Source organism: Flavobacterium sp. LMO8, assembly GCF_009495755.1.
Taxonomy (GTDB): Bacteria; Bacteroidota; Bacteroidia; order Flavobacteriales; family Flavobacteriaceae; genus Flavobacterium.
Genome location: NZ_WIBJ01000033.1, coordinates 136,567 through 149,462, shown reverse-complemented (window position 1 = coordinate 149,462; position 12,896 = coordinate 136,567). Strand labels below are relative to the sequence as shown.

At 32.0% G+C, this 12,896-nt stretch carries 15 protein-coding genes; 9 read left to right on the top strand and 6 right to left on the bottom strand.

Translation table 11 applies throughout. The annotated features are described in order from the left end of the window. Positions 1-35: 35 nt before the first annotated feature. Entirely contained in the window at positions 36-767 is a 732-nt protein-coding gene (locus GFJ94_RS12210; protein ID WP_153201806.1) for a biotin--[acetyl-CoA-carboxylase] ligase, read from the bottom strand. An 85-nt stretch (positions 768-852) separates the two neighbouring features. Here GFJ94_RS12210 and rsfS point away from each other — a divergent pair, with 85 nt between their 5' ends. From rsfS to GFJ94_RS12175, 7 genes are all read left to right on the top strand, one after another. Further along, positions 853-1,224, top strand: coding sequence for a ribosome silencing factor (gene rsfS / locus GFJ94_RS12205; protein WP_153201805.1), 372 nt, complete (start codon positions 853-855; stop codon positions 1,222-1,224). A gap of 8 nt (positions 1,225-1,232) precedes the next feature. Further along, on the top strand, positions 1,233-3,152 hold the full coding sequence (gene ftsH / locus GFJ94_RS12200; RefSeq protein WP_153201804.1) for an ATP-dependent zinc metalloprotease FtsH: 1,920 nt from the start codon (positions 1,233-1,235) through the stop codon (positions 3,150-3,152). Positions 3,153-3,258: 106 nt separating this feature from the next. Continuing rightward, positions 3,259-3,864 carry an LUD domain-containing protein gene (locus tag GFJ94_RS12195; RefSeq protein ID WP_153201803.1) on the top strand — a complete coding sequence of 202 codons (606 nt, stop codon included), beginning with the start codon at positions 3,259-3,261 and terminating at the stop codon, positions 3,862-3,864. Next, a complete protein-coding gene (locus GFJ94_RS12190) occupies positions 3,864-4,670 on the top strand; it encodes a phosphatidate cytidylyltransferase (RefSeq protein ID WP_153201802.1) in 807 nt (268 codons plus the stop codon). Before GFJ94_RS12195 ends, GFJ94_RS12190 begins: the two co-directional genes overlap by 1 nt. Continuing rightward, positions 4,660-5,316 (top strand): phosphatidylserine decarboxylase family protein, encoded by a 657-nt coding sequence (locus tag GFJ94_RS12185; RefSeq protein ID WP_153201801.1) that lies wholly within the window; start codon positions 4,660-4,662, stop codon positions 5,314-5,316. The genes GFJ94_RS12190 and GFJ94_RS12185 overlap by 11 nt, the downstream gene beginning before the upstream one ends. 2 nt (positions 5,317-5,318) lie before the next feature. Beyond that, entirely contained in the window at positions 5,319-5,600 is a 282-nt protein-coding gene (locus GFJ94_RS12180; protein WP_153201800.1) for an acyl-CoA-binding protein, read from the top strand. Positions 5,601-5,612: 12 nt separating this feature from the next. Then, positions 5,613-6,386 carry a superoxide dismutase gene (locus GFJ94_RS12175; protein ID WP_305069015.1) on the top strand — a complete coding sequence of 258 codons (774 nt, stop codon included), beginning with the start codon at positions 5,613-5,615 and terminating at the stop codon, positions 6,384-6,386. Positions 6,387-6,479: 93 nt separating this feature from the next. Here the strand turns inward: GFJ94_RS12175 and GFJ94_RS12170 are convergent, their stop codons facing one another. From GFJ94_RS12170 to trxA, 4 genes are all read right to left on the bottom strand, one after another. Further along, positions 6,480-6,812 carry a tRNA-binding protein gene (locus GFJ94_RS12170; protein WP_153201799.1) on the bottom strand — a complete coding sequence of 111 codons (333 nt, stop codon included), beginning with the start codon at positions 6,810-6,812 and terminating at the stop codon, positions 6,480-6,482. Positions 6,813-6,877: 65 nt separating this feature from the next. After that, positions 6,878-7,090, bottom strand: coding sequence for a DUF2892 domain-containing protein (locus GFJ94_RS12165; protein ID WP_153201798.1), 213 nt, complete (start codon positions 7,088-7,090; stop codon positions 6,878-6,880). Between the two features lie 16 nt (positions 7,091-7,106). Then, positions 7,107-7,496 (bottom strand): rhodanese-like domain-containing protein, encoded by a 390-nt coding sequence (locus GFJ94_RS12160; protein WP_153201797.1) that lies wholly within the window; start codon positions 7,494-7,496, stop codon positions 7,107-7,109. A gap of 33 nt (positions 7,497-7,529) precedes the next feature. Next, positions 7,530-7,832, bottom strand: a complete 303-nt coding sequence (trxA, locus tag GFJ94_RS12155; RefSeq protein WP_153201796.1) for a thioredoxin — start codon at positions 7,830-7,832, stop codon at positions 7,530-7,532. A gap of 145 nt (positions 7,833-7,977) precedes the next feature. On the opposite strand from trxA, the gene hemN reads away from it, so the two are divergent. Continuing rightward, positions 7,978-9,342: an oxygen-independent coproporphyrinogen III oxidase gene (hemN, locus tag GFJ94_RS12150; protein ID WP_153201795.1), complete on the top strand. Its 1,365-nt coding sequence runs from the start codon at positions 7,978-7,980 to the stop codon at positions 9,340-9,342. A gap of 157 nt (positions 9,343-9,499) precedes the next feature. Here hemN and GFJ94_RS12145 read toward each other — a convergent pair whose 3' ends face one another. Further along, positions 9,500-11,332: a hypothetical protein gene (locus GFJ94_RS12145; protein ID WP_153201794.1), complete on the bottom strand. Its 1,833-nt coding sequence runs from the start codon at positions 11,330-11,332 to the stop codon at positions 9,500-9,502. Positions 11,333-11,485: 153 nt separating this feature from the next. On the opposite strand from GFJ94_RS12145, the gene GFJ94_RS12140 reads away from it, so the two are divergent. Next, a complete protein-coding gene (locus GFJ94_RS12140) occupies positions 11,486-12,832 on the top strand; it encodes a DEAD/DEAH box helicase (RefSeq protein ID WP_153201793.1) in 1,347 nt (448 codons plus the stop codon). Positions 12,833-12,896: the final 64 nt, after the last annotated feature.

Below are 12,896 nucleotides of genomic sequence, written 5' to 3'. Positions count from 1 at the left end.
TAACAAAGGTTTGAGTAATTTATATTCGAATGATTTTAATACAGCATTTTTACTTCTTTGACATCGAAAAAGGCTACCGAATCATCTTCCAATAAAACTTCTAATTTGCCGTCTTTTGTTACCTTTTGAATTTTTCCAACAAATCGATTTCCTGATACCGATTCGAAACTAGAAACTACATCATTCTTAAACAAAGTAGCATGATAAGCGTCCCAAAAAAAATCTTCTTTAAGAATTCTAAGTTGATTTAAATTGAATTCTAATCGGTTTACGATGGAAATTAAAAGTGCTTCTCTATCAAATAATTGGTTTTCCAATAAAAATAAAGACGATGCTTGTGGTAAATTTTCAAACTGAGATTGGTTCACATTCAAACCAATTCCGATTATCGATTGCACTTCGTTAGAGTTTTTAAATGTATTTTCGATTAAAATGCCAGCAATTTTCTTATTCTCTGCCAAGATGTCATTTGGCCATTTGATGGCAAAATTTAAATTACTAAAGGTTTTCAGCACTTCTACCACACTTAAAGCTACTACGATATTCAAGGTAAATAAACTTGTAATCTCATCTATTTTTTGACTATATAAAACACTAAAAGTTAGATTTTTACCTACTTCAGAAGCCCAACCCGAACCTCTTTGTCCTTTGCCTGCTGTTTGTGATTCGGTAGTAACTACAGTGAAATTTTCACAGCTTTCTTCAGATGAAAGTGCTTTCAAAAAATGGTTGGTAGAATCTATGGCATCGAGTTTGATTATCTTCATAATACAATAACAAAATTTAATCTTATGTTAAGGTTCAAAAATAATCACAAAAAATGATACCTTTGCATAAATACAAAAATAATAAATGGCGAAGAAGCAGATTAATAATGATGATTTATTAGCAAACATCATCAAAGGGATTGAAGAAGTAAAAGGCGAAAATATTGATATTCTTGATTTAAGAGAAATTGACAATACGGTTTGTGATTACTTTATTATTTGCAATGGAAATTCAAATACACAAGTAAATGCAATTGTAGGTTCAGTACAAAAAATCGTTTCAAAAGAATTAAAAGATAAACCATGGCACGTTGAAGGTGCTGAAAATGGAGAATGGGTTTTAATGGACTACGTTAATATTGTAGTACATGTTTTCCAAAAACACATTCGCGAATACTACCGAATTGAGAGTTTATGGGGTGATGCAAAAATCACAACCATTGAAACTAAATACTAAAATTTCTTATGGCACAAAATAGTAATTCTAACTTTAAGTTTAGTCCATGGATGAGTATTGGACTGGTTATTGTCATTTTCTTAACCATTAATTTATTTACTACTGGTTTTGATTTAAGCAATCCTGCGCCAACCACATTATCAAAATTTTATCAATATTTAGATAAAAATCAGGTAGAAAAAGTAGTATTTACCAATACAAAAGCAACAGTTTACCTAAAAAAAACAGCTTTAACAGATAAAGCACATGACAAAGTAAAGAATGATGTTTTAGGAAAATTAAATACGAAAGGACCTCACTATTTTACAGAAATTGGTGATTTAAAAACTTTTCAAGAAAACCTACAAAAAGCATCAAGCGAAGGCAAACTTTCAGATTACGAAAAAGAACCTGAGAGCATGTGGGGTGAAATCATCTCAATGCTTTTACCTATCCTACTTTTAGTTGGACTTTGGGTCTTTATGATGCGAAGAATGTCAGGTGGTTCTGGTGGCGGAGGTGGACAAATCTTCAGCATTGGTAAATCGAAAGCTAAACTATTTGATGAAAAGAACGATACTCGTGTAACTTTTGAAAATGTTGCCGGATTAGAAGGTGCAAAAGAAGAAATTCAAGAAATAGTAGAATTTCTTAAAAATCCTGAAAAATACACTTCAATTGGTGGTAAAATCCCAAAAGGAGCTTTATTAGTTGGACCTCCTGGAACGGGAAAAACATTATTAGCTAAAGCTGTTGCAGGTGAAGCTAAAGTACCTTTCTTCTCTTTATCAGGTTCTGATTTTGTGGAAATGTTTGTAGGAGTTGGAGCTTCTCGTGTTAGAGATTTATTCAAACAAGCCAAAGAGAAATCACCATCTATCATTTTCATTGACGAAATTGACGCTGTGGGTAGAGCTCGTGGAAAAAACAACATGACAGGCGCTAACGACGAAAGAGAAAATACATTAAATCAGTTATTGACTGAAATGGATGGTTTTGGCACTAATTCAAACGTAATTGTTTTGGCTGCAACAAACCGTGCCGATGTTTTAGATAAAGCTTTATTACGTGCTGGTCGTTTTGACAGACAAATTTATGTAGACTTACCAGACATTAGAGAACGTAAAGAAATATTTGAAGTGCATTTAAAACCTTTGAAAAAATCAGAGGAATTAGATACCGAATTTTTAGCAAAGCAAACACCTGGATTCTCAGGAGCAGATATTGCTAACGTTTGTAACGAAGCAGCTTTGATTGCAGCTCGTAAAGATAAAAAAGCAGTTGACAAACAAGATTTCTTAGATGCTGTCGATAGAATTGTAGGTGGTTTAGAAAAGAAAAACAAAATTGTTACTCCTGCTGAAAAACGCGCAATTGCAATTCACGAAGCTGGGCACGCTACAGTAAGTTGGATGTTAGAACACGCAGCGCCACTTGTAAAAGTTACGATTGTTCCTCGTGGACAAAGTTTAGGAGCGGCTTGGTATTTACCAGAAGAGCGTTTAATTGTTCGTCCTGACCAAATGTTAGACGAAATGTGTGCCACTATGGGTGGAAGAGCTGCTGAAAAAGTAATTTTTAATGAAATTTCAACAGGTGCTTTAAGTGATTTAGAAAAAGTAACTCGTCAGGCAAGAGCAATGGTAACGATTTATGGATTGAATGATAAGCTTGGAAACATTACGTATTACGACTCAACTGGACAATCAGATTATAATTTTTCTAAACCGTATTCAGAAGAAACTGCAAAAGTTATTGATAGTGAAATTTCAAAATTAATTGAAGAGCAATACCAAAGAGCCATTCATATTTTAGAAACGAACAAAGAAAAACTTACGCAATTAGCTGATATTCTGATTGAAAAAGAAGTAATTTTCAAAGATGATTTAGAAACCATTTTCGGAAAAAGATTTTTCGAAAAAGAGAGCGAAAACACCTTTATAGAATAAGGAGTTATCAACAAAAATATATTAATAAAAAACTTAGTTCCTTATCAAAAGAACTAAGTTTTTTTTTATCTTTGGTATTCACATCATAAAAAGCAACAAAAGATACATGAGTCTTTTTAGAAAATTTTTCGGCAGTCTTGGAGATGAAGAGGATAACGACAAAAAACAAGAAATTAAAAGTCCTTATTCTCCTGATATTGCTTTGCCTATAGACGAACAATTCACTTTTAATTTCAAAAATAACGGAGGGAAGTTTATTTATTGTGAAAACTTAAATGAAATTGCGGAAAATTTTGAAAACATATTAGCAGAAAATGATTGGTTTGAATCCAATGCAAATTGCTTTGATTCTAGATTATTATACCTTTTAGACGATAATAAATTAACTTACAACAATGTTTCTCCTGCTGTTTTTTTCCTATCCTCATGTGAAAATTTAATTGCAGACGAAGGTTCAATTTTATTCTCTTCAAATCAGTTTAAACACTATAAACCAAACGAACTACCAACTAACATGGTTGTTTTTGCAACCACAAGTCAAATAGTAAACAGTAAAAGTGATGGTTTGAGGCGTATTAAAAATGCCCATGAAAAAAACTACCCATCTAACATCACTACTATAAAATATTTTGAAGAAGTTAAGGAACAAGATTTTCTGCATTATGGAAGTTGTCACAAGAACCTTTACCTACTACTTCTAGAAGATTTATAATGAATGAAACGCTAAAAAGAGCATTATCTGGAGCCGTTTATGTTGCATTACTATTAGGCTGTATTTCTTATTCTAGAGAGGGTTTAGCTATTCTTTTTGGTTTTTTTTTGATTATAGGAGTATACGAATTCTGCAAAATGAGCGGCTTAAACTTCTACATAAGTATTCCAATTGCAGCTGGTTCTTATTATTTTTTATGGAATAAAAATTCTGAGATAAATTTCAATACTATTTTAACAGTTATTTCAATTGCAACTTCTATAAAACTATTGCTGTATTTATTCAATTCTAATAAAACTCATTTTAAAATTTACACTAAATATTTTTTGCTCTTTGGTTACGTAATACTTCCATTCATTTTAGCAAATTATATTGCAATGGGAGTTAAAGGCTACAATCCTAAAATTTTAATTTCAATTATAATACTTATTTGGACCAACGATACTTTTGCCTATTTAGTTGGAAAAAACCTTGGTAAAAACAAGCTTTTCCCAAGTGTTTCGCCTAAAAAAACCATTGAGGGTTTTGCTGGAGGTTTAATGTTTACAATTTTAGGAGGAGCTTCATTAGCACATTATTACATCATGGCATCTAATCTGTATATTTGGATTGTTATTGCTGCTATTGTTAGTGTTTTTAGTACGTTAGGAGATTTGATTCAATCTAAATTCAAAAGAGTTGCCGGCATAAAAGACACCGGAAATATAATGCCTGGTCACGGAGGTATTCTAGATCGACTAGATAGTATTATATTTGTAATTCCATTTATTAATTTATTTTATTTAATTTTATACTATGTTTCATAAAGAAGGTTCAAAAATCATTTTAATTACATTGCTACTAGTTGTAGGAATTGTTTTTGCTACAGATTATTTTTTTAGCGATATCAATTGGCTTAGAACATTATTGTTTCTCTTTGCTCTAGCTATTTTAATATTAGTTTTACAATTCTTTAGAAACCCAACTCGAGTTGCCGACAACAGCGACAATCACATTCTTGCTCCAGTAGACGGAAAAGTAGTTGTTATCGAAGAAGTTTACGAACCTGAATATTTTAAAGACAAACGTTTGATGGTTTCAATCTTCATGTCACCAATAAATGTTCACGTTACGCGTTACTGTGTAAACGGAATCGTAAAATACAGCAAATATCACCCAGGAAAATACTTAGTAGCTTGGCATCCAAAAGCAAGTGAAGAAAACGAAAGAACCACTGTTGTAATAAACAATAGAGTGTATGGTGAAATCTTATACCGTCAAATTGCTGGTGCTTTAGCCAGACGTATTGTAAATTATGCTCAAGAAGGCATGCGTGTGGTTCAAGGTAAAGATGCAGGTTTTATTAAATTTGGCTCAAGAGTAGATATTTATTTAACATTGGGGACTGAAGTTAATGTAAAATTAGGCGATAAAGCTATCGGAAACAAAACCGTTATTAGTAAAAAAGCATAATAATGAGCGAAAAGGATTTAAATACTTTATTTGACGAAGCATTTTCAAATGCACAATTGATTCCCCAAGAATCGGTGCCACAAGATATGCAATTAATACTGTATGGTTTGTATAAACAAGCAACTTCCGAAACCTCCAACCCTTTATTATTTCAAAACCCACAAGATCTTAGAAATGCTTTTAAGTTAAATGCTTGGATGCAGGTTAAAAACCTACCGCCAGATGAAGCAAAAGCAGAATATATCAAAATAATCAATCAATTACTGAAAGAACGTAATTTATAATTTACATTACAAATGAAAAAGTCATTATTGATTTTGGCTTGCGTATCATTTATGATGACGAGCTGTAGAAAAGAAAACCAACTAGAAGAAGTTAAAATTCCAGATCCAGAAGTTGAAACTAAAATTTCAGCATTAGGAAATCCAGCCGATGTTAAAGTTACTGAAGGCGGAATTTTTCAAATGCGCGGATTAAAATATGCTTATGATGATTTAGAACCTCATATCGATGGTATAACTATGGAAATTCATTATTCGAAACATCATTTGGGTTACGCCAACAAGCTAAACAAAGCTGTTATTGGTTCAGATTTAGAATTAAAAACCGTAGAAGACATTTTAAAAAACTTAGATATCAACAATAAAGAAATCCGAAATAGCGCTGGTGGTTACTACAATCACAATTTATTTTTTGAGATTTTAAATCCTAAAGGTGGCGGCACTCCTGCTGGCGCTCTTGCAGAAGCCATTACCGCAGAATTAGGTTCTTTTGACAACTTACAAAAACAACTTACAGAAGCCGCAGCAGGGCAATTTGGAAGCGGTTGGGCGTGGTTAGTAGTTACCCGTGAAGGAAAATTAGCCGTTACCAGTACCGCCAACCAAGACAACCCATTAATGCCAAACGCCGAAGTAAGAGGAACTCCTATTTTAGCCATTGACGTTTGGGAACATGCCTATTACTTAAATTACCAAAACAAACGCAACGAATATTTAACCGCTATTTTCAATGTAATCGATTGGAATATAGTGAATGCTAAATATGAAACTGCGGTGAGTAAGATGTAAGTTTCAAACATTTTAATAAATCAAAAATTACAATAATAAAGTTCAAAAATCAACCCAATTTAAAAATGTATTTTAAAATAAGTGATGATTTTTTCATCTAACTCGCAACCCATTTTCAACAGGAAAATCAGAAGTAAGTAAAACAACATCATAATCATTTCCTACCGAACCCAACACCAAACATTCGCTCATAAAATCAGCGATTTGTTTATTAGGAAAATTGATAACTGCGATAATTTGTTTACCAAGTAATTCTTCTTTTGTATAACGTTTGGTAATTTGGGCGGATGATTTTTTGATTCCTAATTCCGAACCAAAATCTATCGTAATTTGATACGCAGGTATATTTGCCTTAGGAAAATCTTGAACTTCTAAAATAGTTCCAACGCGCATTTCTACTTTTTCAAAATCATGCCAAGTTATCATATTATATAAAATAAAAAAGTACAATTTACAAAGGTAAATCATACTTTAATTGATATGAAATTTATTTATTTTTTCGGTTTTACTTTACATGTATTGACTCTTAACAATGTATAAAGTGGGCAAAATTGCACAGAAGCTGTAAAAACCATAACGGCACCAACACCTAATGTTACCCATTTCATCGTTCCTTCTAACATACCTGAAAGTCCTAAAATTAAAGCAATCACTCCAACCATAACTCTTAAAAAGCGATCACCTGTACCTACATTTTTTTTCATAGTTTAAGTATTAAATTTATTTTACTGTTTGTTTATTCTCGCTTGTCCAACTGGTTATTCCGCCCTCTAAATCTATAATATTTTTAAATCCTAATTCTTTCAATCTAGTGGCTGCTTTGGAACTTCTTCCTCCAAGTTTACAATAAACCATAACTGGCTTTTCTTTGTCTAAAGACGCCACTTTCGCATCAAAATCATCTGCCGTAACATCCATGTTTACTGCATTTTCTATATGACCTTCGCTATATTCTCCAAGTGTTCGAACATCAACCAACTGCACATCGGGTTGAGTCATTTTTTTTTCATATTTTGCCACATCCAGAACTTGTACTCCTTCTGATTGATTTTTCAAACAAGATGTCAAAGCTAGAAAGAGAACTAATAAACTTAAAACTCGTATTTTCATTTTTAACTATTTTTTGATTATAAATATAGAAAATTAATTCAAATAATTGTTAACAATTGCTTTTAAATCATTTGCACTCAAAACACCCGATTGTCTCCAAAGCATTTTACCTGACTTAAACAACATCAATGTTGGAACTCCTCGCACCATAAAATGACTGGCTAAATCTTGATGTTGGTCTACATTTATTTTGATTATTTTTACATCATCTTTGATGATTCCCTTTACTTCCTGCAAAATTGGAGACATCATTTTACATGGACCGCACCAATCTGCATAAAAATCGACCAAAATTAATTGATTGGAATTTATTATTTCTTTAAACTTCGCATTCATGTATTTTTCTATTTATTATTTTCAAAGGTATTGATTTTACTACCTTTTGTATGTAATATTTGTTACATAGACCCAATATGATAATTATCATTTTTTGTTTTATAAGGCTGTTATATCTTCGTATTCTGAAAAAAATGTTTCAGCTATGCAAGTTTCTTTAGTACAAAAATATAACGTTCCAGGTCCTCGATACACGAGTTATCCAACCGTTCCTTATTGGGAAGAAGATTATTTCCATGTTGAAGATTGGAAAAAATCATTACTTCAGTCTTTTAAAGAATCAAATACTACTGAAGGAATTAGCTTGTATATTCATTTACCATTTTGCGAAAGTTTATGCACATTTTGTGGCTGCAATAAACGAATTACAAAACGTCACGAAGTCGAACATCCTTATATTTTAGCAGTTTTAAAAGAATGGCGAATGTATTGCGATTTGTTTCCAAGAAAGCCAATCATTAAAGAAATTCATTTAGGAGGAGGAACACCAACTTTTTTTTCAGCTGAAAATTTAGAATTATTGATAAACGGAATTTTTAAATTTGCTGATAAGGCAAAAACATATGAATTTAGTTTTGAAGGACATCCAAATAATACCACGCGCCAACATTTACAAAAACTATACGATATAGGATTTAGACGTGTTAGTTTTGGTGTGCAAGATTATTCCGAAAAAGTTCAGCAAGCCATTCATAGAATTCAGCCTTTTCATAATGTGGCAAAAGTTACTTTTTGGGCAAAAGAAATTGGCTATACTTCGATTGGTCATGATTTGATTTTTGGCTTACCATTTCAAACGTTAGAAAATGTAATCGATACGATTGATAAAACAAAATCCTTGCAACCAGACCGATTAGCTTTTTATAGTTATGCGCACGTGCCATGGATTAAAGGCAATGGCCAACGTGGATTTAATGATGAAGATTTGCCAAAAGATGACGAAAAACGCAAATTGTATGAAGAAGGCAAAAAAATGTTAGCAAAAAACGATTATCAAGAAATCGGAATGGATCATTTTGCCCTGAAAAACGATAGCATGTTTACTTCTTTTAATGAAGGGAAATTACACCGAAATTTCATGGGATATACAGCTTCAAAAACCCAATTAATGATAGGACTTGGAGTTTCTTCAATTAGTGATAGTTGGTATAGTTTTGCTCAAAATGAAAAAACAATTGAAGATTATTATTCTCGTTTAGAAGCCAATCAATTACCTGTTTTTAGAGGACATTTACTTACTCCAGAAGATTTAGTAATCAGAAAACATATTTTAAATTTAATGTGTCAGTTTACAACTTCTTGGGAGGATACCTCAATGCAATTTCCAGAATTAGATGAAATTCATGCAAACTTGGAAGAAATGGAATTCGATGGCTTATTAAAATTCTTGGATCATGGAATTATAGTAACCGAAAAAGGAAAACCTTTTGTGCGCAACATTTGCATGGCATTTGATTTACGTTTAAAACGAAAAGCGCCAGAAACAAAATTATTTTCAATGACGATTTAACTTGAAAACTTAAACTTTAAACAAAAATTAAAACATATAAGTCATATAAGGAAAAATTAGTCAATCGTTAAATTGAATAAAGTTCATAAAAAATTTTAAAGATTACTATCATTTTTGAAATCTGTGTTCCAAAAACTTGAAACCTGAAACAAAAAAACTACTCATATCGAATATAAGCTGGCTTAGATAATTGAAAATCGTAAAGTGATAAATTAGTATTTTCAAACGAATTAAACTTGTTAATTCCATCTCCCTCAAAAGGAATCGTAGGATAATACGAAAACGAAATTTGAAAACTATTAAACACTAAAAAGTCATTATTAATTAAAGCTCCAATACTAAATTTCGAATATACTTTACTGGAGAACAACGCTTTTTCGTTTGCCAATGAACCAAGTGTTGTGTTGAAATACGGACTAAATCGGAAGCCATACCAACTACCAGGAATATAAGATTGGGTTTGAAAGGAAACAGTCCATTTTTGAGTTCCGTTTAAACGAGTATTAAATCCAGGCAAACCATCTTCATCACTTAAAGTCAATCGGTCTTTAAACGAATCATCCCGATTATTGCCCCATACATAAGTAGGTTTTACAAATTGTCTAAAATGCCATTTTCCCCAAGTAAGCAGAGGGCTAAAATAGTTGAATCCCAATTTAAAAGTGGTTTGTTCTGTAAACCCGGCATCGTAAAAACTTCCCCATTCGGCAAATCCACTGGCATAGCCAAAAGAATATTTTTGACCAAAAGAAACACTCAATCCAGTATACATTCGAGAATTACTATTTTTTTCTTGATGACCTACAATTAAAGCAATATTTTCTCCGTATGGAATATCCTCAGTAATATTGTAGTTGAAGACAAACTTGTCTTGGTAAAACTTTTGCTTAGAAAAACCTATCATTCCGATCCAATTTTTTTCATTTGAAAAATAGTTGGTAGTATCTAAAACAGCCGCTGGCATTTGTCCAAATACTTTTTGATTATAGGTCAATGCTAAAACCAAATTATTAAAATAACGCTCTGGATTTGATTTTTGATTTATTTTAAATGCGCGACCATACCAATATTCCTGAAAATCATACGATATTTTTTGAAAATTCAATGTATCTGCTACTGGGAACTGTTCGGTTTGCAATCGATTTTCAAAATAAAAACCTCCTGCATTTTTAGTGATTACCGAATAAAAAGAGCGATTAATATTCAAACTTCGTTTACTATCGTTATTAAATTCATTGGCATAATCAAAATCCAATCGAATATAGGTGTTTTTAATATTGCTTATTGTATATTGTGCAAAAGTGGCACGTTCATTAGTATCAAAACGATTCTTAATATTTCCGCTAATCAAATGGCCAAATCCTAAAATATTTCGTTCCGTCAATTTAACACTACTCTCTGTTGAAGATAAACTACCGTTAGGAATCAAGGTCCATGAATCCAAAACACGTACTTTAATATCTACCGAATCTTTACTAGTTGGAATAGCTACAGGAACAATTGTCACTTCACGAACATAGCGTTGACTTCTTATCAATCGCTCAGAATCATGAAGTAATTTTGAATCTAAGGAATCGTATTTCTGAAAAAGCATCATATTACGAATGGCAATTTCTTTTGTTTTGATGTGAATTGTATTTCCAATATGTTCTAAATTACGCTTTGGAACTTTTTTTTCATTTGTTACAGAATAGCCAAATGGATCTAAGGTTTCAATAGTTATATTTCGTATAATTTTTCCATCATGATACTCATTTAACTTATTATCCTCTATTTTAGGTTGAAATGGAATTAAATTCTCAGCTTTTAATGCGGATTCTCTGAAAATTAATTTGTAGACAAATCGGGAAAACTTATTTTTTTTAGAAAAATCATTAATATTTTGATAAATGGATATACTATCTCCCTCTTTTGCAATAGTTTGAGCACTTCCATTCCAAGAAAAAAAGCAAAAAGTAAAAAGTAGTAAAAAGACAAGTTTCTTATTCATAGCTTGAGTAAAAACTAAACTTAGGCGAAAATATTGTTTTATAAATTAAAGTACTAATAAAAATTACTTTTTAACTGTGTTTATTAACAGAATAAGTGCTTAAAACATCATTATAAAAAGTTTGTGTACCTTTGTACAAATTTAATACCCTTTATGAAAACGTTCCAAGAATTCGATTTACCAAAATCACTACAAAAAGCATTAGACGAATTAGGTTTTGTTCACGCTACGCCTATTCAAGAAAAATCGCATGCTGTAATTCTTTCAGGAAGAGATATGATGGGAATTGCACAAACTGGAACTGGAAAAACTTTTGCCTATTTATTACCCATTCTAAAACAATGGAAATTTCAAAATAACGAATCGCCTAGAGTAGTTATTTTAGTTCCTACGCGTGAATTAGTGGTTCAAGTTGCAGAAGAAGTAGAAAAACTAACCAAATACATGAGTGTGCGAACGCTTGGTATTTATGGTGGTGTTAACATCAATACACAAAGAAAAAATTTAGCCGAAGGTGTTGATATTTTAGTAGGAACGCCAGGTCGTGTAATGGATTTAGGCTTAGATGGCGTTTTACGTTTCGATGAATTACAAAAATTAGTAATTGACGAATTTGACGAAATTCTTAACTTAGGTTTCCGTGCTCAATTGACTTCGATTTTATCGATGATGCGTGGCAAAAAACAAAACATCTTATTTTCGGCAACCATGACCGAAGAAGTAGATGCCATGTTAGATGAATATTTCGAATTTCCTGAAGAAGTTTCTTTAGCACAAAGCGGAACTCCTTTAGAACAAATTGAGCAAATTGTATATCAAGTTCCAAATTTCCTTACCAAATTAAACATGTTAAGACATTTGGTTCGTGAAACAGAAGGAATGGATCGTGTGTTGATTTTCGTTAACAATAAACGTATCGTAGAATTAGTTTCAGAAACCTTAGAAAGTGAATTTCCTGAGCAATTTGGTGTTATTCACTCGAACAAATCTCAAAATTATCGTTTGAATACGATGGCAGCTTTTCAGGCGGGAGAATTAAGAGGTTTGGTTACAACCGATATCATGGCGCGTGGTTTGGATATTTCCGATATTACGCATGTAATCAACTTACAATTTACCGAAGAGCCAGAAAAATACATGCACCGTATTGGTAGAACGGGTCGTGCAGATAAAACTGGTGTTGCTATAAGTTTGATTTCTCCAAGTGAAGTGGAACCAAAAATTGAGGTAGAATTATTAATGAATACCGAAATTAAAGAACTTCCTATTCCTGAAGATTTAAAAATAGAAGAACGCTATTTAGACTTCGAAAAGGAAAAGAAAAAAATGAAATTCTTGTTGAAAACACCTAAAAAAGAAGGTGGAGAAGCGTTTCATAAGAAAAAAGATAAAAATGCCAAAGTAAACCTTGGAGGACCAGGTAAACGTAAACCACGTAAAACCGAATCAAGAAATAGAAACATCGAACGTAAAAGAGACGAAAAGAGGAAGAAGAAATAGACAACTTTTGTCATACTGAACTTGTTTCAGCATCTAAAATCCGTATAAATTTATCAAATCCGTG

What these genes read in the sequence shown, in the direction of transcription:
- GFJ94_RS12195 (WP_153201803.1), top strand. Translation starts at nt 3,259, where the DNA reads ATGAGTCTTTTTAGAAAATTTTTCGGCAGTCTTGGAGATGAAGAGGAT.
- GFJ94_RS12210 (WP_153201806.1), bottom strand. Translation starts at nt 767, where the DNA reads ATGAAGATAATCAAACTCGATGCCATAGATTCTACCAACCATTTTTTG.
- GFJ94_RS12140 (WP_153201793.1), top strand. Translation starts at nt 11,486, where the DNA reads ATGAAAACGTTCCAAGAATTCGATTTACCAAAATCACTACAAAAAGCA.
- rsfS (WP_153201805.1), top strand. Translation starts at nt 853, where the DNA reads ATGGCGAAGAAGCAGATTAATAATGATGATTTATTAGCAAACATCATC.
- GFJ94_RS12175 (WP_305069015.1), top strand. Translation starts at nt 5,613, where the DNA reads ATGAAAAAGTCATTATTGATTTTGGCTTGCGTATCATTTATGATGACG.
- GFJ94_RS12165 (WP_153201798.1), bottom strand. Translation starts at nt 7,090, where the DNA reads ATGAAAAAAAATGTAGGTACAGGTGATCGCTTTTTAAGAGTTATGGTT.
- GFJ94_RS12170 (WP_153201799.1), bottom strand. Translation starts at nt 6,812, where the DNA reads ATGATAACTTGGCATGATTTTGAAAAAGTAGAAATGCGCGTTGGAACT.
- ftsH (WP_153201804.1), top strand. Translation starts at nt 1,233, where the DNA reads ATGGCACAAAATAGTAATTCTAACTTTAAGTTTAGTCCATGGATGAGT.
- GFJ94_RS12180 (WP_153201800.1), top strand. Translation starts at nt 5,319, where the DNA reads ATGAGCGAAAAGGATTTAAATACTTTATTTGACGAAGCATTTTCAAAT.
- hemN (WP_153201795.1), top strand. Translation starts at nt 7,978, where the DNA reads ATGCAAGTTTCTTTAGTACAAAAATATAACGTTCCAGGTCCTCGATAC.
- GFJ94_RS12185 (WP_153201801.1), top strand. Translation starts at nt 4,660, where the DNA reads ATGTTTCATAAAGAAGGTTCAAAAATCATTTTAATTACATTGCTACTA.
- GFJ94_RS12160 (WP_153201797.1), bottom strand. Translation starts at nt 7,496, where the DNA reads ATGAAAATACGAGTTTTAAGTTTATTAGTTCTCTTTCTAGCTTTGACA.
- GFJ94_RS12190 (WP_153201802.1), top strand. Translation starts at nt 3,864, where the DNA reads ATGAATGAAACGCTAAAAAGAGCATTATCTGGAGCCGTTTATGTTGCA.
- trxA (WP_153201796.1), bottom strand. Translation starts at nt 7,832, where the DNA reads ATGAATGCGAAGTTTAAAGAAATAATAAATTCCAATCAATTAATTTTG.
- GFJ94_RS12145 (WP_153201794.1), bottom strand. Translation starts at nt 11,332, where the DNA reads ATGAATAAGAAACTTGTCTTTTTACTACTTTTTACTTTTTGCTTTTTT.